Below are 22,239 nucleotides of genomic sequence, written 5' to 3' on the forward strand. Positions count from 1 at the left end.
CTTTCGGTTTGTTATGGACCTACTTCACAAACCTTATGTAGTCTTTGCTCAAAGATAGCTGAAAGTCGGACGGAGCTACTGTGATGAAGGTTGTCGACTTAGGTCTCGAGCGCACTCGCTATGCAGTCATCGACGAGACGATCGAGTCGAGGTGGCGCCGAGTCACCTCGATGCAGCACGACACCGTTGCCGTCGTGACTCCGCGCGACCGGATCACTTTCGCCGAACTCGAACTCCGGACCGATGCATTGGTCCGCGAACTTCGCCTACGTGGGTCACACGGGGCTCGCCCGGTTGCGGTTGATCTCGAACCAACCGCCGAGTCGGTGCCCGCCATCCTCGCTACTCTGATTTCCGGTCGACCTTTGGTCATGATCGACCCACAACTCCCCGAGGCCCGGCGAGCGCACATCATGAGCGCCTCGGGCGCCGTCGCGCTGCAGTCGATCCTCGACGAATCGGCCGCAACCGGCTTCCGTTTCGACAACGCGCTGGAACCATCGAGTTCCGACCCTGCCATGATCGCGTTCACATCAGGGACCAGTGGAGCGCCCAAGGGAGTCGTGTTGAGCCACTCCATGTGCCTGAACAAAGCCGACGAACTTGCCGCAGCAATCGACCTGCGCCCCGACGATCACATCGGAAACCTGTTGCCCGTCAGTTTCGGAGCCGGAATCACGGCCCTGATCATGGGACTGATGAACGGCGTCACGGTCTTCTGCTGGGATCCACGCGTCGACGGAGTTTCGGGAATCGACGACTGGCTGATCGAGAATTCGATCACGACCGCGCACTGCGCGCCGTCATTCCTGCGGGCGTGGTCAAGCCTCGAATCCGATGAAGCACCGGATAATTCGCTCGGATCGCTGCGGGTCGTCGTGACGTACGGGGAAGCAGTTCACGGCGAGGACTACGCGCGCCATCGCAGTCACGGCTTCGCTCGCGCCACGTACGTCAACTGGCTGGCCACCACCGAGACCGGTGTCGTCGCGTACAACGCGTTCCCACCACATTCCGAACTACCCGTCGGAGTGGTACCGGCCGGACGTGCTCGCGACGGCAAGGACGTACAGATCGTCGATGTGAACGGCGTGCCTCTCCCCGACGGAGAGATCGGCGAGATACAGATTGTCTCGAGCGATCTTGCCGATGGATACCACGGTGACCCGGATCGCACTGCGGCACGATTCACGCGCCTCGGCGACGGAGTGAGCATCTACCGGACCGGTGACCGGGGCCGTATCGACGAACGCGGCGAACTACAACTGCGGGGACGCGTCGACGACGCCGTCAAGATTCGGGGCTATTTGGTAGAGCCGATGGAAGTCGAGGCGCATATTCGTCGAATTCCCGGCGTCGCCGATGTTTTCGTGGCTGTCGTCCTCGAGAACGATCGACCGGAGATTGTCGCCTACGTGGTCCTGACCAAAGCCGTGATGGCACGGTCGGGCGCCGAGATGCGCCGCGAATTGGCCAAATTTCTACCGACCTGGATGCTTCCCCGACATTTTGTCCTCCTGGCCGAGTTGCCCCGCAACGAACGCGGAAAGGTCGATCGCCCGAGGCTGCCGACTGTCGCGGTGAGGAGCGATCTGCCAACTCTTGCCGGCCCCACCGAGCTGATGTTGGCTGGTATCTGGAAGTCGATTCTCTGCACCGACTCCGTCGACCGCGAGGACGACTTCTTCGAACTCGGCGGCGACTCACTCGCTTCCATCGAAGTTCTCAGCAGAATTCAGGAGAAGTTCCGGGTTCGAATCTCCAGCGCACAATTCGTCTCCGCCAGCACAATCAAAGACCTTGCAGGAGTTATCGATCGAAGTGCGGTCGTCAAGCAAAGCGCGCCGCAGCCGACGGTTGTGCCACTCAAATCCGACGGTAGTGGCACTCCCCTCTTCATCGTGAACGGTGCCGGAGCACCACCGACTGCATTGTCGAACTTGTCGAATTCTCTCACCACAGATCGCCCGGTTTTCGCGGCGCAGGCCCGCGGATTCGAATCTCGTGGCCTACCCGACCGCTCGGTGAAAGGTGCGGCACGGCGACTGATAGTCGAGATCAAGAAGATTCAGCCGACGGGCCCGTACCTGCTCGCCGGATACTCCTACGGTGGATACGTAGCTTTGGAGATAGCCGCTCAGCTCGTACAGGCCGGCGATGACATCCAGCGGGTCATCGTTCTCGACAGCAGGATTCCGAGTACTGTCGTCCAGCGGTTGGCGGCCCGCGCGGGCGTCCCTCTGGATGCGTCCGTCATCGAGTTGGCGCCTCAACCCCAGTCGAACGTCCGGTGGCAGCCGACCAAGCCCGCAGTCGCGGCACTGTGGGTGCGCTCGCTGTTCGCCGGGATCATGCAGTACCCACCTGCGATGCAGTGGATCATTTTCCTCTACATCGCAAACCAGGCGATAGCGAGACATCGCATTCGTCCCTGTGCTGCCCCAGTCACAGTAATCCGTGGCGCCTACAACAATCGGGGTTCCGAAGTCTGGTCGCTCATTGCCACGGGCTCACTCGAATTCGACGACATCGACGCCGGTCACGAAGACCTGATTCGTCCACCGTATGTTCGGCAAACTGCATCGGCCTTCGACCGAATCTGTGACCGAACATGACCAACGATGCTCACGTCCAGCTGTAGAAGAGAGAGCGGCGCGGAGTGACAGCCCATTCGGTCGTCGACGAACAGACCCTTTCCTTGACGAATGCACCCGCCCTGCCCGCAATGACCACTCCCGTTGACTCGTCGACACGAGTGGTCCGCTGGAACACACCTCGCCGCCTCCCGAGACTGATGCACCGACCTGCGAACTTCGGAGTCACCGGGCGCGGCGCGGAACCTTCGAGTCGATGCAGGATCGTTTCGGCCGCATGGACTCCCAAGGGGATCGCGGCCTGACAACTCATCCTCAGTGAGAGATCACCGACTGCGACCGCATCACCCGCACCAAAGATGTTGGGGTGGGACGAGCATTCCAGTCCATCGTCGACCTTCAGACGACCGAGTTCGTCGACGGGAAGGCTACTTCGGCGCGCCAGATCGGGGACCCCGAATTCGGTCGCGAGAATCGTGCAATCGGTCTCCACCCGTACACCTCCCGCTAGCTCGCAGGACGAACCGTCGATCCGAGTCACCCGGGATTCGGTGACAATATCAACCCCAAGGTCGGTCAATGTTCTGAGAATTGCCGATCGAGCACGCTCTGACAGATCCGGGGCCAAGATTCCTCCGGTCACCAAAGTGATTCGGCTGCTTCGCTGCTCAGCCAATTCTGCGGCAGTCTCGATCCCGGTGAGACCGCCGCCGACAACGCAGACCGCAGCCTTCTCGTCGAGAGTCGCCAGCCTGGACGAGAGGCGGACCGCGTCCTCGAATTCGGCGACGCCGAATCCGTGCTCGTCCGCCCCGGCGATCGTGCTGGGCAACTGCCTACTTCCGACTGCGTAGACCAAGTAGTCGTAGTCGAGCGCGCTGCCGTCGTCGAGGGTGAGCCTGCCGAGCGCCGCCTCGATCGTCGTCACCTCTCCGAAGACTCGGTGTGCCGCACGCGGTAGCGCCCTGTCGAACGAGACCGTAGCGTCGTAGCCAGCCGCGATCATCTGATGGAGCCTGATTCTTTGCACGAAGTGTGGGCGCGGATTCACGACGCTCACCGTGATGTCCGACCGAGTTCGCAGCAGTCGCTTCGCTGCCATGACGCCCGCATATCCTGCCCCGATTATCACCACGTGTGCACTCATGGTTCTCCGTTCCGCCGACGGTCCCCATGCCGAGAATGCACGGGATGATCAAGCCTCACCGCGGACAGTATTGCGCACGAAACAACAAATGCTCTGCACCGATTGGTGCAGAGCATTTGTTCGGGTGGAGCTAAGGGGACTCGAACCCCTGACCCCCACACTGCCAGTGTGGTGCGCTACCAGCTGCGCCATAGCCCCGTATTCAATTAACTCTAACAGTCGAACTCGCAGCGGCTTTTCTGCTTTCCGCTTGCTGGAAGAAAGTTACACCACTTGACTCCTGGGCAACAAATCGCCTGGTCAGAGCGAAGCGGCCGCTCCTCGTCCGAGCGGCCGCTTCAGCTCAGGAGGAGAGCTTGGAAACCCAGTCGCTGCTGCCCGTGTCAACGATCTTGCCGTTCGCCACTACCGTGGGCGTCCCGTTCGACCCGACATCCTTGAGCGCCTGGCTGGCGGCTGCGGCATTAGCCGCGGCGGCTTCGACGTTGGTGCCGGAAGAGATGCAGGTTGCCACGTCCTCGGATGCGCCCGCATCACGAGCGATCTGGGCGAGGTCGTCGTTGGTGTGGTCGCTGCTGCCGCCCTCGGCAGGCTGCGTGTCGGTCGCGAAAAGCTTGTTGTGGAATGCGGAGTACGCGATCGCGTCACCACCCTGAGCGACGCAGAGCAGAGCGGCGCCGGCCCGTGTGGAGTAGTCACCACTGCCCGACGCCCGGTTGAGGAAGTTCAGCATGTGGTACCGCACGGCGACGTCACCGTTGTCGACGGCGGCCGCGAGAGCCTGGCCACTGAGGTGCTCGAGAGCAGCGCAGGCCGGGCACAGCGGATCCTCGAAGAGATCAATGGTCGTCGCGGCGGAGGGCTTGCCGAGCAGCACCACTCCGTTGTCCTGCACCGTGACGGCAACTTCGGAACTCTGCACGGAGCCGTAGCCGTCGTTCTGGGGCTTGTTCTTGCTGTTCGTCCACAAGACACCGCCGATGACGAGGGCCGCGATCACGAGCACCGCGAGGCCACCGATGATGTAGGTGGAGCGGCTCGAGACCGGTTCCGGCGAGTATTTGTTCTTGCTGCTCTTGGTGCTCACGCTGATGCAGTCCTTCGTGCGTCGAAACGATTTACCGATTGCTTACCTTGCCACTGAAGACTGAGTATCCACTGAGAACGCCGCGCGTGATCCGGGCCCCAATGCGAGCGGCGAACGCGGGAACACGAGCAGCCAGACGGCAAGTGCCAAGAAGCCCAGGTCCCGGAGAATCTCCTTCAGATAGTCCCAAGCGCCGACGTCGGCTGCACCTCCGCCGCCGAAACATCCGCAGTCGATGGACAATCCCCTGGCCCACACCGAAATGATCACCGCAATGAGAACCGTGAGGATGACCACCGAGACCGCAGCGGATACGCGCACCGCCAGCCCGACGAGGATCAGCAGGCCCAGCACTATTTCGACCAGGGGAAGAGCCGTCGCCACCGGACCTACCAGCGACTCGGGCAACAGTTGATAGGCGCGCACCGCGATCTTCGTCTGCACGGGATCAAAGAACTTGAGTCCCCCGGAAATCAGCCAAACGGCCGCCAAACCCAATCGGGCCACAAGACTCACGATGCGAATTGCCACCCGATCGAGAGTACAGAATGCCCGGTCAGTCCAGGTTTGTCCGCGCAGGAGTATCCGTTAGCACCGTCACATCAGTCAGATCTTCGACGACGGATTCGACGGGCTTCGTTCGCGACGGAACGAACAACCAACCCGTCGCCGACACGACTACTACGGCTCCCATCACCGCGAAGGCCGCCGAGTACGACACATGCTGGGCGATCAGTCCGGCACAAATCGGCGCCACTACCCCACCGATGTCGGACATCATCTGGAATACCGCCAGAACGGGTCCGCCTCGGGCCGTCGATCCGACAACATCGGCAACCGCGGCCTGCTGGGCCGGACTCATGAGCCCGGAGCCGACACCAGTCACTGCGGCGATGGCGAAGAACACCACAAGGTTGTCGGTGAATCCCATTGCGATGGTTCCCAGACCGCAGATGAGCAGACCGCTCACGACAAAGGGCTTGCGTCCGAAGCGGTCCGAGAGCCGTCCGGACACGATCAACACCAACGCGTTGCCGACGGCAAAGATCGTGAGAGCGTAGGCCGCTATCGACGGGTCTCGGTCGAGGAACTCCACGACGAACAGAGGGACCATGGCAACGCGAACTCCGAAGATCACCCCGCCGAAGGCGAGGTTCGATCCGAGCGCTGCCCGGTACACCGGCGACTGGAGCCCTTCTGTGAGAGTCATCGACTTCACATCGACAGCCTTGTCCGGTGACGCCAGGTGAGATCCACGCAGGCTCACGAAGACAACGAGCGCGGCGATCACCAGCGCAACTGCGTAGATGATGAACGGCATCCGCAGACCGAACTGCAACAGCGCACCGCCGACCAGCGGGCCGCCGATCGATCCCATGAGAAAGCTTGTCGCGTACAGCCCCGAGACGCGGCCGCGACTGTCCGGCGGTGACATGCGAATGATCAGCCCGAGAGCCGACACCGTGAACATGGTCGACCCGATGCCGCCCAACGACCGGAACAGCAGAAGTTGCCAGTACTCCCCCGCGAAAGCGCACGCACCGGTCGAGACCGCGACGATCAAAAGGCCGACGATGTAGACCGGACGCTCACCGAGTTTCTGTACCAAAGTGCCGCTCATCGGCGCGAACACCAATCGCATGAATGCGAAAGACGAGATCACGATCGTGGCGGCGGTGACCGATACGTCGAAGCTGCGCGCGAACTGCGGTAGAGCCGGAGCGACCAACCCGAACCCGAGGGCTATGACGAAGCTGGCGGCGACCAGTACCCAAATTTCCTGTGGCAGCTTGGCTGCACGAGTTTTCATGTCGCCCGGAATTCTAGCCGGGCGACACGAGCGGTCCGCGAGCTAGTTCGCCTTCAAGACGCCGGACACCAAGTCCTTGGCCGCTGCCTGAACCTGAGCCAGATGATCGGCGCCCTTCATCGACTCGGCATAAATCTTGTACACGTCCTCCGTGCCGGACGGCCTCGCTGCAAACCACGCGTTCTCTGTCGTCACCTTGAGACCACCGATCGCCGCGCCGTTTCCGGGCGCCGCGGTCAGTGTCGCCGTGATCGGTTCACCCGCCAGTTCGGTCGCACTCACCTGATCGGGAGACAGTTTTGCCAAGACTGCCTTCTGTGCGCGTGTCGCGGGTGCATCGATCCGTGCGTACGCCGGGCTCCCGAACTTCTCGGCCAACGCGTCGTAATGCGCCGACGGAGACTTTCCCGTCACCGCGGTGATTTCCGACGCGAGCAACGCAAGGATGATGCCGTCCTTGTCCGTCGTCCAGACCGAACCGTCGTGGCGGAGGAAGGATGCACCGGCGCTTTCCTCGCCGCCGAATCCCACCGACCCGTCGAGCAGACCGGGAACGAACCACTTGAAACCGACTGGAACCTCGAGCAATTCGCGGCCCACACTGCTGACCACGCGGTCGATCATCGAGGAACTCACGAGTGTCTTGCCCACCTTGGTGTCTGCGCGCCACCCTGGCCGGTTCGCGAAGAGATACTCGATGGCAACGGCGAGATAGTGATTCGGGTTCATCAAACCGCCGTCGGGTGTGACGATGCCATGGCGGTCGGAGTCTGCATCGTTTCCGGTCGCGATGTCGTAGCGATCCCGAATTCCGATCAGCGACGCCATCGCGTCGGGCGACGAGCAGTCCATGCGGATCTTGCCGTCAGTGTCGAGCGTCATGAATCGCCAGGTCGGATCGACGAGCGGATTCACCACTTCGAGGTCGAGTCGATGAGTTTCGGCAATCGCGCCCCAGTAGTCGACGCTTGCCCCGCCGAGGGGATCTGCACCGATCCTGATTCCGGCATCGCGGATTGCATCGAGGTTGAGGACAGAGGGGAGGTCTTCGACGTAGTACCGGAGGAAGTCGTAGCGTTCGACGCGGTCCAGCGCCTGCGCCGCCGTGACACGCCGTACCCCGGAAAGTCCCTTGCGCAGTAGCTCGTTCGCTCGATCGGCGATAACCGACGTCGCATCCGTATCCGCGGGTCCGCCGTGTGGCGGGTTGTATTTGAGGCCGCCGTCACGCGGCGGATTGTGTGAAGGCGTCACGACGATGCCGTCGGCCTTTGCCTCCGGTCCCGTCGAGTTGTACCGCAAGATCGCGTGGCTGACCGCCGGGGTGGGCGTGTAGGCATCGCGTGAATCGACGAGGACGACGACGTCGTTGGCGACCAGGACCTCCAAGGCCGACAGCCAGGCAGGCTCCGAGAGCGCATGTGTATCGCGGCCGATGAACAGTGGTCCGTCGATGCCCTGCGAAGCGCGGTACTCGACGATCGCCTGGGTTGTCGCCAGGATGTGAGCTTCGTTGAACGCCGCGTCGAGACTGGAACCGCGATGTCCTGAAGTGCCGAAAAGTACCTGCTGCATCGGGTTCTCGGGATCCGGGGTGCGCGTGTAATACGCGGTGACCAGATGAGGAACGTCGATCAGATCCTCTGGCAGAGCCACTTGTCCTGCTCGTTCGTGCGCCACGAATCCCCCTCGGCCCGGTGGTCGACCACTGTGTCGACGCGACTGTGGACAATTGTCTACCCTGGCCGCGTGGCGTGCACGCTCGACGCCGGATCGGTCAATCCGTGATCTGGATTCCCAACCACGCAGCGGACAGTCCGACGATCAAACTGACGACGATGTAGATCAGCGAGAGGGCCGTCTGGCGCCTCTCGACCATCCCGACATTCTCGTTCGCAAAGGTCGAGTAGGTGGACAAGCCACCGCAGAATCCGGTCGCCAGAAGTGCGGCCATCTCGGTGGAAAGAGCTGCCCCGGTGAACAATCCAAGGAGGAAGCAGCCGATCACGTTGGCGGCGAACGTCGCAGCCGGGAATCCCTTGTACGCGGGTACATACCGCGCCAACAGGTACCGGCCGCTCGCACCAGCGCCGCCGCCGAGTGCCACCAGGAGAACTGTCATGCCGACGCTCCGTCCCGCGCGCGGATCCAGCGTTCACCGAGCCCTTTGCCCAGTGCAGCGGCGAGGATCGCGGGAATCAGCGTCCCGAGTACATAGAGAATCGATCGCCACGGACTCTCCGTCACGGCGTGAACCGCGAAGGACGAGAAAGTGGTGAAGCCGCCACAGAACCCGGTGCCGAGAAAGAGGTACCCAACCTTGTTGTGGACGAGGAGGGCCGCGAGAACACCGAGAACGAACGAGCCGACGACGTTGATGACCAGTGTCGTCCAGATGTGGGGAAAGAGCTCCCCCAGCCCGTATCGACTCAGTGCACCCAATGCTCCGCCGACGGCAACCGCTCCCACCGCACCCGGCAGCTTCAGATCACCCATGCTCTCGCCTCACCCGAAAGAGCCTACGTCCCGGATCGGGCTTTCGGCGGGCGCGGAATGAAGTAACTTGTCCGCTGCTGATACTCGCGATAACCCGGACGCTGTTCCATATGTCGCTCGAGCAACCGCGCACCGGTGGCGAAGACCAGGAAGTACGTCATGGCGATCGGCGAGAGGACAGTCAACACTCCCGGCCACACGGACGCCGAGACGAGGAAGATCCCCCACCAGACGCATGCGTCGCCGAAATAGTTGGGATGCCGCGTCCACGCCCACAAACCTTGATCCATGATGTGGCCACGGCTACCCGGATCGGATTTGAATTCCTCCATCTGCCGGTCGCCGACCGTCTCGAACGTGACGCCGACAATCCACAGCGCGATACCGAGCACAACAAGAAACCCGAAGCTGCCGTTCGATACTGCGGCGACCTGGATAGGCAGGGAGACGAACCACAACGAAATCCCCTGCGTGAGATAAATCTTGCGGATCGCATACAGCGTTCGATTACCCGTCGCTCGTCCGAGCATTTCTTCGTACCGCGGGTCTTCACCCTTGCCCCGGGATCTGATCGCCATGTGCGTCGCCAACCGCAGACCCCAGATCGCCACCAGCGCAAGCATCAGCAACCGGCGCCAGAGGTCGCCGGTTCCCACTATCGCGGACACGAGCGCGATCAGAACGAAGCCGGCGCCCCACGACACGTCGACAACATTGTGCCGCCCGATCCGTACACCGATGGTGGCTGTCACTGCCATTCCGACGGCGATCGCCAACAGGCTCGTGAGCGTGACCACTCCGAATGCGCCCCAGTCGAATCCGTTCATCGCCGCGACACCCACCGCGGCCGGACCGATTCCATATCCGATCGACCATCACCGTGCGGCCGGACCGACAGAATCTGATCGACGCCCATCCTGCCGTCCCGAAATGCCATTCCTCCGCCGACGAGGTAGAGACGCCACACCCGAGCGACTTCGACACCCACGAGATCCACGACGCGATCCCAGTTCGATTCGAAGGTCTCGATCCACGCGTCGACGGTCCGCACGTAGTGCTCACGCAGGGCGTGCACGTCCCGGACTTCGAGTCCACCTTCCTCGATCATCGCAACAGTGCGACCGACCGGCCGCATGTACATGTCCGGCGCGATGAACGACTCGATGAACGGACCTCCCCCGGGGTGCGCACCGGTGCGTGACATCTGCTGAATCAGCACACGGCCACCGGCAATAACGTTGTCGTGGAGCGCTTTCACGTATGTCGGATAGTTGTCCTCACCGACGTGCTCACCCATCTCGATCGACGCGACCGCATCGAAGGGACCGTCTGGAATCTCACGATAATCTTGGAGCCGGATCTCGACCCAGTCTTTCAAACCGAGTGCGCGGATCTTCGCGTCGACAAAAGCCTTCTGCTCCGCCGAGATCGTGATGCCGACAACCCGAGCGCCGTACTCACGCGCTGCATGCAGGCTCAGCGAGCCCCAACCACAGCCGACATCGAGGAACCGTAGGCCTCGCGCTCGATCGAGGCCGACCTTGCGGCACACCAGATCCAGCTTGTCTGTCTGTGAGTCTTCGAGCGTGTATTCCGGCGCGTCGGAAGTCCAATAGCCCGAGGAGTACGCCATGTTCTCATCGAGGATCAGTTGGTAGAAATCGTTCGACAAATCGTAGTGGTGCCCGATCGCCTCGCGGTCGCGCGCGAGACTGTGCAAGCGGCCCTTCACCTGAGCCTGCGACGACGGTGGAGCCAAAGGTCTCCCGAGAGCACCGAAGGATCGCGCAGCCTTGACCGCGGCCAGGACGAGAGACGGGGTCGGGGTGATCGACCCGAGCCCCCGCTCGGCAGAGACCTTCCACACGTGTGTGAGCGCATCACCGAGATCGCCTTCGACGTCGAGTTCACCGAGAACATATGCCTGCGCCGCTCCCAACTCGCCGGGATTCCAGAGCAAGCGTCGCAGCACATTCGGGCTGTAGAGCGTCACTTTCGGAGCATCTTCCGGACCTGCTGTGCTGCCGTCCCAAGCAGTCAATCTCACCGGAAGTTCGCCGCCGACAAGTGGACTGAGGATGTCCGAGAGACGGCCCGCAACGCCGGCATCTTGTGCCGTCCGATCCATCGTGGCGGTCATCGCTGGTTCCTCCGATCGAGAACAATTTGCTGGACGTCGAGATACCCCGAGCGAAACCCCGCCTCGGAGTAGCAGAGATAGAAATGCCACATCCGCGCGAACACTGCGTCGAACCCGAGCGCGGACGCTTCGTCGGCGCGAGCACTGAAACGCTCGTCCCACAGCCGCAACGTCTGCGCGTAGTGATCGCCCATCGACATCCGCTCACGCACCCGAAGGGTTGTCATGCGTTCGGTGACGTCCTCTATCGCCCGCACCGACGGGAGAAATCCGCCGGGGAAGATGTACTTGTGCACCCAGGTGTAGGTGTTGCGGGTCGCGAGCATCCGATCGTGCGGCATCGTGATGGCTTGGATCGCCGCGCGCCCACCCGGCGCCAGCAGGGCGTCGATCGTCTGGAAGTAGCTTCCCCAGTACTGGTGGCCGACAGCCTCGATCATCTCGACCGACACGACGGCGTCGTACTCCCCCTGTACTTGCCGATAGTCGAGAAGGTCGACCTGAACGCGATCTGCCAGTCCCGCAGCGCTTATCCGCTTCGCCGCCAATTCCTGCTGTTCGACCGACAGTGTCACTGAGCGCACCGTTGCTCCGCGCTCGGCTGCTCGGATCGCCAATTCTCCCCAGCCTGTGCCGATTTCGAGCACTCGCGAACCGGGACCGACACCCGCACCGTCCAGCAGGCGATCGATCTTCCGATGCTGAGCCGCTGCGAACGCGTCCCACGACGGGGTAGCTCCCACCGACAGATCCTCGAAGAGAGCACTGGAATACGTCATGGTGTCGTCGAGGAACAGTTCGAACATCTCGTTCGAGAGGTCGTAGTGCCGGGAGATGTTCGAGCGCGTGTTCTGCGTCGAATTCCGCTCACTGCGAGGCTGCTTCGGAATGTAGAGGCCTCGTAGCCGCTGCAGGAAGTCGGGAATCAGCGTCGCCACCCGGGAGGCGAAGACTTCCAGGACCGCGGTGAGGTCGGAGGCTTCCCAATCGCCCGCCATGTACGACTCGCCGAATCCGATCAACCCACTGTCGCCCACACGAGCAGCGAAGTCGTCTGGACGGTGGATGACCATCAACGGCGAATCCGGACTACCTCCACCGGAGAACTCACCGTTGGGCATCTGAACGCGCAGCGGCAAGCGCGCGACCGCCTTGTGGAACAGAGCGCGGGCAACCGGCGACGCAACCCTCACTTTGAAACCGCTGGGCACCGTGGCAACGCCCGGCCACCGCTCGGATTCGATCGTGTGAGCGGAAGGTTCGGTGCCGAGAGTGGTCGTGGTCATTGCACTGCCTCCTGCGGGTGATGTTGCGGTCGGGGAACGATAGGTAAGCGCCTGGCCCACAGCCGGATTCCTTGAAATCTGATCTGCGCGGCGACTCGCAGCGGAGCCAGCGGGATGGAGAGCGCACTGCGGACGATCTCGCGCGTCGTCGCCGGCACACAACGACCGGACACCGTGGCTACGAATGGCGCCTTGCCGTCACGGGCCAGAACTATCGAGAGCGCGAGCGCGGTGTCGGGTAGCGGAAGTCGCATCCGGTACTCGCCGTCCAGATCGTTGAATGGAGACACGTAGAACTCTTTGGACGTGCGAGCCCCGCCGCGTTCGTCGGTTTCGAGCAGGTAGCAATGCCGCTCGCCGTAGGTGTTGTGAACCTCGGCAACGACGCACCGCTGACTGCCGTCGTCGTTCAGACACCAGAACACACTCAGTGGGTTGAACACATGCCCGAGAACACGTGCGTTCGCAAGCATGAGGATGCGGCCGCCGGCGAACTCCAATCCGTTAGTTGCCAGAAAAGACTCGACGTTGGCACGAATCGATCGGGTGGGGTCGCCGAGGTGATCTCCGGCGTCGAACTTCGCCAAGGATCGCAGTGCCTTCGGGAGCTCGGGCAGATCGTCGACGTCGACGAGCCAGCTGTAGCTTCGGTACTCGAACTCGTTGTGCAACGGCTCCGTTCGTACGTGTCGGATGCTCGTATGAACGATGGACGGCGTGATGGGTGCAGTCACGGCCACCGACCTCCGACGCGTTCGGCGGCGCGCAGGCCAGACAGTGCACCGTCCTCGTGGAAACCCCATCCGTGGTACGCACCGGCAAACGCGAGCACGTCCGAGTCCAACTCGGGAAGCCGCGCTTGAGCGGCGACGGAGGTGGGTGTGTACTGCGGATGCTCGTAGGTCATCTGATCGATCACCGAGTCCGGGGACACCATTTCGTCTCCCCCCAACGTCACCAGGTAGCGCCGACCGGTCTCCGGCAGCCGCTGCAACCTCGTCATGTCGTAGCTGACCAGAACGTGATCTGGCTTCGCGTTGCATTCAGGGATGTAGTAGTTCCACGACGCGCGCGCATTGGTGTTGCCGGGCAGCACATTTTCGTCCGTGTGAAGTTGGGTGTGGTTGACGGAGTACGGCATTGCGCCGAGGACCTGGGATTCGGCAGGCGTCGGATCCGCCAAAATCTTCAGTGCTTGCTGCGGATGCGTTGCGACCACAACTGCGTCGAAGGTCTGGATCTGGTCGTCGCCGTCACGAATGTCGACGCGATCGTCGAACCGGTGGACGGCGCGAACTGGCGTGTTCAGGCGGATATCCCCGATACTTTTGGCGACGAGACGAACGTATTCGCCCGATCCACCGGTGACTGTTCGCCAGGTCGGCGATCCAGTGACGCTCAGCATTCCGTGGTGATCGAGGAACGAGAACAGGTACCGCGCGGGATATTTCAGCGCCGAGCCGGGGTCACACGACCAGACTGCCGACACGAGCGGAGTCATGAAGTGAGCGGTGAAGTAGTCGGAGAACCGGCCGCTGCGCAGAAACACTCCCAGTGTCTGGTCGGGTGCCGACGGATCCGTGTTGTCGAGCAGGGCGCGGGCACGGCGATGGAAGCGCTTGACCTCCATCAACATCGACAGAAAGCTGCCGTTGACAAGGAGCCCCGGCGTCGGGAGAACGCCGCGCAACCCTTGGCCTCCCGAGTACTCGAGACCGCAACCCCCACACCTGACCGACATACTCATGTCGGATTCCTGCGTAGGCACATCGAGTTCTGCGAACAATCGCAACAATGTCGGATAGGTGCGATCGTTGTGAACGATGAACCCCGTGTCGATGGCGAGGCTTCGCCCTTCCGGGTCGGTGACCGAATGGGTGTCCGCGTGCCCGCCGAGCCGTGAATCCGCTTCGTAGAGGGTGACGTCACTGTCCTTACTGAGCACCCACGCCGCTGTCAGACCTGCGACACCACTACCGACGACGGCCACCTTGCGCTTGTCGGAACTCATCGTCGTTCTCCCATCTTTGTTGCGGCTACCCCGCGACTCATTCGTGCGATTGCATCCGCGACGAGGCGATGCCAGGTCGCCGCCCGACGGAGCATGAAGTGGCCTGCGCCGCCGATGCCGATCCATTCAGCGCTCTTACCCGACTTCTGCAGTTCGTCAACTTTCCGACGAGACGCTGCCGGGTCGGTCCACGAGTCGGCCGTGCCGTGGAGCACAACCAGTGGTGTGTCCGAACGCAGATTCACCGACGTTCCATCGGGCCACCACGGCGCCAGCGCAACCACACCGACCACCGCCGGATCGCCACACAGTTCGGCGGCGACCCGTCCGCCCATCGAGTGGCCCAGCAAAATCACCCGAGCTTGTGCATTACGTTTCGTTATCGCGTCGAGTGCGGCTCGAGCGTCGGCGACCGGACTGCGCTCGGCACCGTTCCAACCACGCACCCGATAGCGAGCCTGCACCGCTCTCACACCGGAGCGGCGAAGCTGAGCGGTGAACGGGCGCATCCGAAGGTTGGACAGATGCCAGGCGCGAGCCGGGCGATGGCTCGAGACCTTTCCTCCAGGCAGCACGAGCACCACCAGGTGCTGGTCACCGTCCTGCTGTTGCCGTCGGTTGGGCGTCATGTATGGCATTCGGAGCCGAAAACCATTTGGATGGGGTTCGTAGAATTTCTTTTGTGAATCGTGAAGCACTCGTCGGTGACGTCCTCGACGCCATGGACGCCAACTTGGTTTCCCATGCCTGCCACCTGCATGAACACTTGCCGACTGCATCGGTCACGGTCACTGCGGACGTTGTCGTCGCAGACAGCGGCCTCGCCGACGACACTTTCAACATCATCGCTGGTGCTCGCTTCGCCGTACCTGCCGACGGGCCCGAAGATCGGCGACTGATCGACATCCTCGCCTCGATTCGGGCAACCGGACGTCCGTTCTCCTGGTGGACCGGACCCCGCGATAATCCCTCTGACCTCGGGGCTCGACTGTCCGCCCTCGGCTGCGTGCGCTCCGAGGAAGAACGAGCGATGACGGCGGACCTTGACGTCGTCCCTCATCCGACGCCTGTCCCAGAACTCTCCGTTCATCGGGTGACTACTCGTACCCAGCTCGCCGACTATGCCGCCGTGATGGCCGCCAACTGGTCGCCGCCCTCAGCCGCAGTAATTGGATTCTTCGAAGACACCGCTGATGCCGCCCTCGATGAGCGTTCGCGGAGTTCGTTTGTCGTGGGGTACGCGAACTCCCAGCCTGTCGCCGGAGCCGAGGTCCACTTTGCCGCCGGCGTCGCCGGACTGTATGGCGTCGTCACACTCGAAACGGCTCGCCGACGCGGATTCGGCTCGGCGGTCACCCTCGCCGCACTCGACATCGCCCGCGAGCGAGGTGCCCGAACAGTAGTACTTCAGGCGTCCAGCGACGGCGCACAGCTCTATCGAAACCTCGGCTTCAAGGATGTCGGCACCTACGCCGAGTACTCGATCGGCAGCAGTTAGACGTCCCCGCGGGGACGCTTTCACCCCGTATCCGTGAAGGTGTCGGCACCCACATCTACCATCGAACGTACATTCGAAATGATGTCGGACGCGAGCCGGGGGGCAACCATGAACGCAGCATTAACCGAGAACGCACCACTGATCGATGAAGAAACGCAGGGTTCCGCCCGAGACGACGTGGATCAGCTCAGCTCGGAAATCTGCGCCCTCGCCGGCCAGATCGCCGCGGCCACGGCTCGATTCCTTACCCTCCTGTCGAAATTCGACGAAGACCGCGGATGGACCGGTCCGGGACTTCACTCGTGCGCCCACTGGTTGTCGTGGAAGTGCGGAATGAGCCTGCACACCGGCCGTGAATACGTTCGCGTCGCCAAAGCGCTCCGACCTTTGCCGGGATGCGGAAGGCCTTCGAGCAAGGCCGCCTGTCCTACTCGAAGGTTCGCGCCCTCACCCGGGTCACCACGCCTTCCAACGAAAAGCAGATGGTTCGGTTCGGATGTGAGGCGCCCGCAGCCCAGATCGATCGTCTCGCCGCAGGTCTGCGTAAAGCAACCGACAACGAATCCGGCAAAACCAAAGCGGGCGAACATCTTCAGGTCCGCTGGCATTGGGACCCGGATACGGGCGAACTTGTCATCAAAGGACGCCTGCCTGCGCAGGACGGCGCCCGAATCCTCGCAGCGTTAACTGTGGCGGAACGTGAACGCACCCGAATCGCCGCCATCCGCCCCGTCGACGAGAAGGCCGCAAAGAACCCGGTCGGAAATATCGGGCCAGGTCTCGTCGCTATGGCAGAGCTCGCCACCGCCGCAGTCACGGACCGCACGCCCAAGGCCGCCGCGAACGAAGTTGTGTTCTTCCACGAAGCGAACACCGTCCGAGTGCCGAGCGGACCCGCATTGCCTCAAAATGCCGCTGACGAAGTGCTCTGCAACGCCAAGCTTCGCCTGGGAACGACCAAGGAAGGATGCGTTCTGAATCTAGGTCGGCGGACTCGCGTCGTCAGCGCTAAACAAATGTTGGCATTGAACTACCGCGACGGATGCTGCCGCACACCAGGATGCGGACGGACCCGCTTCCTGCACGCACATCACGTGAAATTCTGGGGACGCGGCGGCAATACGGACTTGGACAATTTGATCATGCTTTGCGGTACCTGCCACCGCGCGCTGCACGACGGCAAGTTCACGATCTCTGCACTCGGCGAGCAGAAGTTCGAGTTCCACTACGCCAATGGAGACGTCATCGACCCAGCACCGCCAACAGAGGGGTTCGCCGATGACCTATTGCGCGGAGACGTACCCGACGACGCGATCGTACCGGCGTGGAGCGGAGAGCCCCTCCACCTCGATCACGCGGTCAGCGTCATCCTTGACGGCTGGGCCGCGTGAGCAAACATTGGTCTAGTCCAATCTGAATCCGTCGTGAACAATCAGACAACCCTCGCATTCAGGTAGTGCAATTGGTCTAGTCCTATCGCAATATCTTTAGCGTGACCAAGAAAATCGCACGCACCTCAGCCGCTATCACACTCCTCCTCGCCGGCGCTGTTGCTGCCGGAACTGCAACTGCTGCAGCAATTCCCGGATCGTCCGACCTCAATCCGTCGGCCGCCGAGAAGACAGTTGTCATCGGCCTTGACGGCACCATGCTCAGCCACATCAAGACCGCCGACGCTCCCCGTCTCCAGAAGCTGATCGCCGAAGGAACCAGCGGAGAATCTTCCATCCTCGGCCACACCACCATCTCCGGACCGTCGTGGTCGACCATCCTGACCGGAGTCTGGGACACCAAGCACGGTGTCAAGGACAACACGTACGCAGGCGCCCGCTTCGACCTCTACCCGAGCGTGTTCACACGGTTGGAAACAGCACAGCCCTCTCTGCTCACCGAGTCGATCTCCACCTGGGGCGGCATCGACAACATCGCATCCAGCGGCACGCCGAAAGCCGACGTTGTCGTCACCACTGCCGATGCAGGTTCCGGAGCGGCCACCGATGCTGCGACCGCTGACGCCGTCGCCCGCGACATCACCGACAAGGGACCTGACCTGATCTTCACCCAACTCGATCAGGTGGACGGCGCGGGGCACAGCGGCGGCACCAACGGCGCTGCGTACGAAGAGTCCATTGCCTCGGTCGACGCTCAAGTGGGCAAGATTGTCGATGCCGTTGATCAACGCGCCGCGAAGACCGGTGAGAAGTGGACGGTTCTGGTCACTGCGGATCACGGCCACAAGCCTGCTGGAGGGCACGGTGGCCAGACGCCGGCGGAAGCAACGACATTCGTCATTGCACGCGGTGCGGGATACGCGGCCGGCAAGACCACCGACGCGTACACGATCGCCGACATCACACCGACCATCCTCCAAAGCCTGGGCGTTGCATTGCCTGCCGATCTGGACGGTAAGCCGCTGGCCAAGGAAGCTCCCGGCTTCGTCGGCTCGGTCGACCTGGGATTCTTCGGCTCCTGATCGTAAAAGGTCGCGGGCGCTCAGCAGAGTGCCGCAGCAAGACAGCAAAAAGGTCGGGCCGGAGAGCGTGTGCTCTCCGGCCCGACCTGTTGTGGAGCTGCCGGGAATTGAACCCGGGTCCTACGTTGAATCGCTAGGGCTTCTCCGTGTGCAGTTCGCTAAGTCTCTACTTGGATCTCCCAGTCTCGCGAACAAGCCAGGATGACGATCCCAGTCACTGTTTGATGTCCCATTCGACTCCGTGACCGAGCCGAACAGTAAAGCCCTCTAGCTGATGCCAGGAACCGGGTCGAGGGCAACCCCGGGCTGACAGACACGCTTCGCTACTTAGGCAGCGAGAGCGTAGTCGCGCTGATTGGAATCGGCGCTTATAGGTTTGCAGCGACGCTTACGGTGGTCTCTTGCCTGCACCGACACGCTTCCCCTAACTCAACACACGCAGTCGAAACCGTTCAGCCCCGTGTGTGCCCCGCGTCTTTCGTGGGGCTATTCACTATAACGCGCCGAAGTTCGGAAGTCATACCAATTAATCGGCGGCACTTTCCGTGTCCTTCGCCGCAGCTGATTCCCTGATAGCTGCGGTCTCACGCTCTGCAGCACCGGTGATGTTGGTGATCATCCCCTGGAAGACAACTCCGTGGAAAGGCAGGATCGAGTACCAGTACGCCCGGCCGGCGAGCCCGCGCGGGAAGAAGACCGCACGCTGATCGAGATGCGAACCCACCGGCCGTCCATCCGCACCCGCCGGACCTTCCGACACTCGCAACTCCAACCATGCTCCGCCCGGGACCTTCATCTCGGCGCGCAATCGGAGCAACTTGCCTCGATCGATTTCTTCGACCCGCCAGAAGTCCAGGGCTTCACCGGTGTTGAGCCGACGTGGATCCCGCCTACCCCGGCGCAGTCCGACCCCGCCGACCGCGCGGTCCATCCACCCCCGGATGGCCCACGCCAAAGGGAATGAATACCAACCATTCTCGCCGCCGATCGACTCGACGACCGACCAGAGGGTTTTCGGATCCGCAGCACAGTCACGTTCGCGGTGGTCTACGTAAACTGCCTCCCCTGCCCAGTCCGGGTCGGACGGAAGAGGATCGGACGGCGCTCCCGCGATCGTCGCACCGGACCACGCCGTCTCCACCTCACCGGTCTCGATCTTGCGAAGCGCCAAACGCACAGCTTCCCGGTACGGTGTGAGGCCACCGGCCGGAGGCGGGATGAAGTCGTCGATGTCGTGGTTGTGCATCACCGCGTCGTTCTGCAGTGATTCGATCAGTGGCATCGCCAAGCCCCGCGGGATCGGCGTGACCAATCCCACCCAGTGACCTGCCAGACGCGGGGTGAGGACGGGCAAGACGAGGATGCGTCGGCGTACCAATCCTGCGACGTCGGCGTAGGTGTTCATCATCTCGCCGTACTGCATGACATCTGGCCCACCGATGTCGAAGGCGCGGTTGACCTCCGGTGTTGTCGCCGCGGCTGCGATCAAATAGTGGAGTACGTCACGCACCGCGATCGGCTGAATGTTGTTGTGCACCCACTTGGGTGTGGTCATCACCGGAAGTCGATTGGTCAAGTGGCGCACCATTTCGAAGGACGCCGAACCCGATCCGATCACCACCCCAGCTTGAAATACAACGGTCGGAACCTCGGAGTCGAGGAGGATCCGACCGACTTCGAGCCGAGACTGCAAGTGAGTCGACAACTCTCGGTCGGACGGATGAAGCCCGCCCAGGTAGACGATCCGGCGCACCCCCGCATCGCGGGCAGCGGCGGCGACGTTCTCCGCGCTTCGCTTGTCGATATCCGAGAACGACCCTCCACCGCCCATGGCGTGAACGAGGTAGTAGACCACGTCGATATCGTCGAAAACACCTGAGAGGGAGGCACTGTCGGTCAGATCCCCACGCTTGATCTCCACGGAATCATGCCAGGGAACATCGCGTAGTTTCTCCGGGCTGCGCACCACCACTCGAACGCGATGGCCCTCTTCGACCAGACGAGGGGCAAGACGTCCGCCGATGTATCCGGTCGCACCCGTGATCAACACTCTCACTGCGTCCATCACCCCACGCTACGCACAATTCAACTGCGAAGCGCGAGTGCAACCTCGAGGTCGTCGTTGGTCAACATCATGTTGATCCCCGCTCCAGCCTTCGCCCCGGCGGCTGCGGCCATGATGACCTGGGCACCCGGGTCGACGACGTTGCCCGCAGCGAACACGCCGGGCACGCTCGTCGCCCCCATCATGTCGACTGTGACGAAATCGCCCATCATCGTCTCAGCGCGCTGCGCGCCGAATGCGCGCAAGATCGCATCGTTGGGGTCCATCGTGAGAGCGCCACCGACAAAGACCGCCGAACGCGCGACCACAGTGCCGTCGGCCAACCGCACGCCCACCAACCGATCATCCTCGACGACGGGACCAGCGACCTCACCCTCGACGATCGAAATATCGCGAGCTGCAAGCTTTTCCCGATCTTCGGCACTCAGTTCGGTGATTCGATGGAGGAAGAGAACTACGTCGTCGGACCACTGGCGAACCATGAGGGCCTGGTGCATCGCAAATTCCGCGCTCTTGGCCATCACGCCAAGCGGCTGATCGCGCACGCTGTACCCGTGGCAGTACGGGCAATGCAACACGTCGCGGCCCCAACGCTCGCCGAAGACTTCGAGTTCGTCCGGCAGGCGGTCCGTCAGACCCGTTGCAACGAGGACCTTGCGCACCTGAATCTTGCTGCCGTCAGCCAGTTCTACCGAGAACTTCTCGCCGTCCCGTGTCACGGAAACAACGGTGCCGTCATGGAACTCGCCGCCGAATTTGCGGACCTCACCTCGGCCGATGGTCAACAATTCGGCGGGGTTCATGCCGTCGCGGGAGAGGAATCCGTTCATGTGATCGGCGGCCGCGTTCCGTGGTGATCCGTTGTCGAAGACGATCACGGACCTGCGTGCCTGACCAAGGATGAGTGCGGCGTTCAGCCCCGCCGCGCCGGCTCCGATTACTGCTACGTCGAATGAGTTCTGCGTCATGAATCCAGAATGACAAGAGATCGCGTTCTTGACAAACACTGTTGCCACTTTGGCAAAATAGATCCATGACCGAAACATCGTTCGAAGCCGTTCTAGCCGGCATCGGCCCTCGCCTACGTGCGTTGCGCCAGCAGTCCGACATGACCCTGGCCGACCTGTCAGAGACCACCGACATCAGCGTCAGCACACTCTCGAGACTCGAATCCGGTACTCGCCGAGCCAACTTGGAGTTGCTGCTGCCGATCGCCAAGGCACACGGCGTCCCGTTGGACGACCTGGTGAACAGCAAGATCAAGGACCCCCGCGTTCGAGAAGAACCGCGAACGGTCGGATGCATGACGGTCATTCCGCTGACCAGTCAGCCCGGCAACCTCCAGGCCTACAAGATGATCATCTCCCCCACCGACGACGATCGCGAACCGGGATCCCACGAGGGCTACGAGTGGGTCTACGTTCTGTCCGGGCGCATCCGACTCCAACTCGGCGACCGGGATTTCATCATGGGGGCAGGTGAGGCCGCCGAGTTCGACACCCACATTCCGCACCGCATCAGCGCTGCCGACGGCCGACCTGCGGAGGCGATCAGTCTCTTCGGGAAACAGGGCGAGCGTGTTCACCTACGCGCAGCGCCGGCCGACAGACGCGGCTGAAACACTAGGACTGA

Annotated in this window: 21 protein-coding genes, 1 tRNA gene and 1 other RNA gene; 5 read left to right on the plus strand and 18 right to left on the minus strand. The window is 62.3% G+C overall.

Going from position 1 to position 22,239, the window contains the following annotated elements; translation table 11 throughout:
* Nucleotides 1-83 precede the first annotated feature (83 nt).
* Entirely contained in the window at nucleotides 84-2,615 is a 2,532-nt protein-coding gene (locus QM596_RS13655) for an alpha/beta fold hydrolase (protein ID WP_283309200.1), read from the plus strand.
* Between the two features lie 10 nt (nucleotides 2,616-2,625).
* Here QM596_RS13655 and QM596_RS13660 read toward each other — a convergent pair whose 3' ends face one another.
* From QM596_RS13660 to QM596_RS13725, 14 genes are all read right to left on the minus strand, one after another.
* Nucleotides 2,626-3,741 (minus strand): NAD(P)/FAD-dependent oxidoreductase, encoded by a 1,116-nt coding sequence (locus QM596_RS13660; protein ID WP_283309201.1) that lies wholly within the window; start codon nucleotides 3,739-3,741, stop codon nucleotides 2,626-2,628.
* Between the two features lie 125 nt (nucleotides 3,742-3,866).
* A tRNA-Ala gene (locus tag QM596_RS13665) sits at nucleotides 3,867-3,939 on the minus strand.
* Between the two features lie 145 nt (nucleotides 3,940-4,084).
* Nucleotides 4,085-4,828, minus strand: coding sequence for a DsbA family protein (locus QM596_RS13670; protein ID WP_007731305.1), 744 nt, complete (start codon nucleotides 4,826-4,828; stop codon nucleotides 4,085-4,087).
* A gap of 42 nt (nucleotides 4,829-4,870) precedes the next feature.
* Nucleotides 4,871-5,359 (minus strand): MauE/DoxX family redox-associated membrane protein, encoded by a 489-nt coding sequence (locus QM596_RS13675; protein WP_019747868.1) that lies wholly within the window; start codon nucleotides 5,357-5,359, stop codon nucleotides 4,871-4,873.
* A 25-nt stretch (nucleotides 5,360-5,384) separates the two neighbouring features.
* Complete coding sequence (locus QM596_RS13680; RefSeq protein ID WP_084326404.1) at nucleotides 5,385-6,638, minus strand: MFS transporter; 1,254 nt, start codon at nucleotides 6,636-6,638, stop codon at nucleotides 5,385-5,387.
* A gap of 42 nt (nucleotides 6,639-6,680) precedes the next feature.
* Nucleotides 6,681-8,318: a phosphoglucomutase (alpha-D-glucose-1,6-bisphosphate-dependent) gene (gene pgm, locus QM596_RS13685; RefSeq protein ID WP_283309202.1), complete on the minus strand. Its 1,638-nt coding sequence runs from the start codon at nucleotides 8,316-8,318 to the stop codon at nucleotides 6,681-6,683.
* A 97-nt stretch (nucleotides 8,319-8,415) separates the two neighbouring features.
* Entirely contained in the window at nucleotides 8,416-8,760 is a 345-nt protein-coding gene (gene crcB, locus QM596_RS13690; RefSeq protein WP_019747865.1) for a fluoride efflux transporter CrcB, read from the minus strand.
* Nucleotides 8,757-9,134, minus strand: coding sequence for a fluoride efflux transporter FluC (locus tag QM596_RS13695; protein WP_019747864.1), 378 nt, complete (start codon nucleotides 9,132-9,134; stop codon nucleotides 8,757-8,759). The genes crcB and QM596_RS13695 overlap by 4 nt, the downstream gene beginning before the upstream one ends.
* 23 nt (nucleotides 9,135-9,157) lie before the next feature.
* A complete protein-coding gene (locus QM596_RS13700) occupies nucleotides 9,158-9,961 on the minus strand; it encodes a DUF1295 domain-containing protein (protein ID WP_283309203.1) in 804 nt (267 codons plus the stop codon).
* A complete protein-coding gene (locus QM596_RS13705) occupies nucleotides 9,958-11,274 on the minus strand; it encodes an SAM-dependent methyltransferase (RefSeq protein ID WP_283309204.1) in 1,317 nt (438 codons plus the stop codon). Before QM596_RS13705 ends, QM596_RS13700 begins: the two co-directional genes overlap by 4 nt.
* Complete coding sequence (locus QM596_RS13710; protein WP_020969267.1) at nucleotides 11,271-12,560, minus strand: SAM-dependent methyltransferase; 1,290 nt, start codon at nucleotides 12,558-12,560, stop codon at nucleotides 11,271-11,273. The genes QM596_RS13705 and QM596_RS13710 overlap by 4 nt, the downstream gene beginning before the upstream one ends.
* Nucleotides 12,557-13,300, minus strand: coding sequence for a DUF1365 domain-containing protein (locus tag QM596_RS13715; RefSeq protein WP_024487210.1), 744 nt, complete (start codon nucleotides 13,298-13,300; stop codon nucleotides 12,557-12,559). The genes QM596_RS13710 and QM596_RS13715 overlap by 4 nt, the downstream gene beginning before the upstream one ends.
* Complete coding sequence (locus QM596_RS13720) at nucleotides 13,291-14,571, minus strand: NAD(P)/FAD-dependent oxidoreductase (RefSeq protein ID WP_019747859.1); 1,281 nt, start codon at nucleotides 14,569-14,571, stop codon at nucleotides 13,291-13,293. The genes QM596_RS13715 and QM596_RS13720 overlap by 10 nt, the downstream gene beginning before the upstream one ends.
* The gene (locus tag QM596_RS13725) at nucleotides 14,568-15,200 is read right to left on the minus strand and encodes an alpha/beta hydrolase (protein WP_020969265.1); all 633 of its coding nucleotides are present in this window, start codon (nucleotides 15,198-15,200) and stop codon (nucleotides 14,568-14,570) included. Before QM596_RS13725 ends, QM596_RS13720 begins: the two co-directional genes overlap by 4 nt.
* A 53-nt stretch (nucleotides 15,201-15,253) precedes the next feature.
* Here QM596_RS13725 and QM596_RS13730 point away from each other — a divergent pair, with 53 nt between their 5' ends.
* Complete coding sequence (locus QM596_RS13730) at nucleotides 15,254-16,069, plus strand: GNAT family N-acetyltransferase (protein ID WP_024487211.1); 816 nt, start codon at nucleotides 15,254-15,256, stop codon at nucleotides 16,067-16,069.
* 120 nt (nucleotides 16,070-16,189) lie between these two features.
* Here the strand turns inward: QM596_RS13730 and QM596_RS13735 are convergent, their stop codons facing one another.
* Nucleotides 16,190-16,369 (minus strand): hypothetical protein, encoded by a 180-nt coding sequence (locus QM596_RS13735; RefSeq protein WP_283309205.1) that lies wholly within the window; start codon nucleotides 16,367-16,369, stop codon nucleotides 16,190-16,192.
* A 95-nt stretch (nucleotides 16,370-16,464) separates the two neighbouring features.
* On the opposite strand from QM596_RS13735, the gene QM596_RS13740 reads away from it, so the two are divergent.
* Nucleotides 16,465-17,460 carry an HNH endonuclease signature motif containing protein gene (locus QM596_RS13740; protein ID WP_283309206.1) on the plus strand — a complete coding sequence of 332 codons (996 nt, stop codon included), beginning with the start codon at nucleotides 16,465-16,467 and terminating at the stop codon, nucleotides 17,458-17,460.
* 101 nt (nucleotides 17,461-17,561) lie between these two features.
* Nucleotides 17,562-18,542 (plus strand): alkaline phosphatase family protein, encoded by a 981-nt coding sequence (locus tag QM596_RS13745; RefSeq protein ID WP_046378361.1) that lies wholly within the window; start codon nucleotides 17,562-17,564, stop codon nucleotides 18,540-18,542.
* Nucleotides 18,543-18,631: 89 nt separating this feature from the next.
* On the opposite strand, the gene ssrA is transcribed toward QM596_RS13745, so the two are convergent.
* The 3 genes from ssrA to QM596_RS13760 all read right to left on the minus strand — a co-directional run bounded on the left by ssrA (nucleotide 18,632) and on the right by QM596_RS13760 (nucleotide 21,575).
* Nucleotides 18,632-19,002, minus strand: a transfer-messenger RNA (tmRNA) gene (ssrA, locus tag QM596_RS13750).
* Between the two features lie 66 nt (nucleotides 19,003-19,068).
* On the minus strand, nucleotides 19,069-20,607 hold the full coding sequence (locus QM596_RS13755; RefSeq protein WP_020969261.1) for an SDR family oxidoreductase: 1,539 nt from the start codon (nucleotides 20,605-20,607) through the stop codon (nucleotides 19,069-19,071).
* 20 nt (nucleotides 20,608-20,627) lie between these two features.
* Nucleotides 20,628-21,575 carry an NAD(P)/FAD-dependent oxidoreductase gene (locus QM596_RS13760; protein WP_133728465.1) on the minus strand — a complete coding sequence of 316 codons (948 nt, stop codon included), beginning with the start codon at nucleotides 21,573-21,575 and terminating at the stop codon, nucleotides 20,628-20,630.
* Between the two features lie 65 nt (nucleotides 21,576-21,640).
* Between QM596_RS13760 and QM596_RS13765 the strand changes: the two genes are divergently transcribed.
* Nucleotides 21,641-22,225, plus strand: a complete 585-nt coding sequence (locus tag QM596_RS13765; RefSeq protein WP_007731290.1) for a helix-turn-helix domain-containing protein — start codon at nucleotides 21,641-21,643, stop codon at nucleotides 22,223-22,225.
* Nucleotides 22,226-22,239: the final 14 nt, after the last annotated feature.

The sequence above is a fragment of the Rhodococcus sp. IEGM 1406 genome, from assembly GCF_030056745.1.
In the GTDB taxonomy this organism is placed as follows: Bacteria; Actinomycetota; Actinomycetes; order Mycobacteriales; family Mycobacteriaceae; genus Rhodococcus_F; species Rhodococcus_F erythropolis.

Bases quoted from the DNA above. Each gene is read 5' to 3' on its own strand.
- QM596_RS13655 (WP_283309200.1), top strand. From the start codon at position 84: ATGAAGGTTGTCGACTTAGGTCTCGAGCGCACTCGCTATGCAGTCATC.
- QM596_RS13660 (WP_283309201.1), bottom strand. From the start codon at position 3,741: ATGAGTGCACACGTGGTGATAATCGGGGCAGGATATGCGGGCGTCATG.
- QM596_RS13680 (WP_084326404.1), bottom strand. From the start codon at position 6,638: ATGAAAACTCGTGCAGCCAAGCTGCCACAGGAAATTTGGGTACTGGTC.
- crcB (WP_019747865.1), bottom strand. From the start codon at position 8,760: ATGACAGTTCTCCTGGTGGCACTCGGCGGCGGCGCTGGTGCGAGCGGC.
- QM596_RS13695 (WP_019747864.1), bottom strand. From the start codon at position 9,134: ATGGGTGATCTGAAGCTGCCGGGTGCGGTGGGAGCGGTTGCCGTCGGC.
- QM596_RS13700 (WP_283309203.1), bottom strand. From the start codon at position 9,961: ATGAACGGATTCGACTGGGGCGCATTCGGAGTGGTCACGCTCACGAGC.
- QM596_RS13705 (WP_283309204.1), bottom strand. From the start codon at position 11,274: ATGACCGCCACGATGGATCGGACGGCACAAGATGCCGGCGTTGCGGGC.
- QM596_RS13710 (WP_020969267.1), bottom strand. From the start codon at position 12,560: ATGACCACGACCACTCTCGGCACCGAACCTTCCGCTCACACGATCGAA.
- QM596_RS13720 (WP_019747859.1), bottom strand. From the start codon at position 14,571: ATGAGTTCCGACAAGCGCAAGGTGGCCGTCGTCGGTAGTGGTGTCGCA.
- QM596_RS13725 (WP_020969265.1), bottom strand. From the start codon at position 15,200: ATGACGCCCAACCGACGGCAACAGCAGGACGGTGACCAGCACCTGGTG.
- QM596_RS13740 (WP_283309206.1), top strand. From the start codon at position 16,465: ATGCGGAAGGCCTTCGAGCAAGGCCGCCTGTCCTACTCGAAGGTTCGC.
- QM596_RS13755 (WP_020969261.1), bottom strand. From the start codon at position 20,607: ATGGACGCAGTGAGAGTGTTGATCACGGGTGCGACCGGATACATCGGC.
- QM596_RS13760 (WP_133728465.1), bottom strand. From the start codon at position 21,575: ATGACGCAGAACTCATTCGACGTAGCAGTAATCGGAGCCGGCGCGGCG.
- QM596_RS13765 (WP_007731290.1), top strand. From the start codon at position 21,641: ATGACCGAAACATCGTTCGAAGCCGTTCTAGCCGGCATCGGCCCTCGC.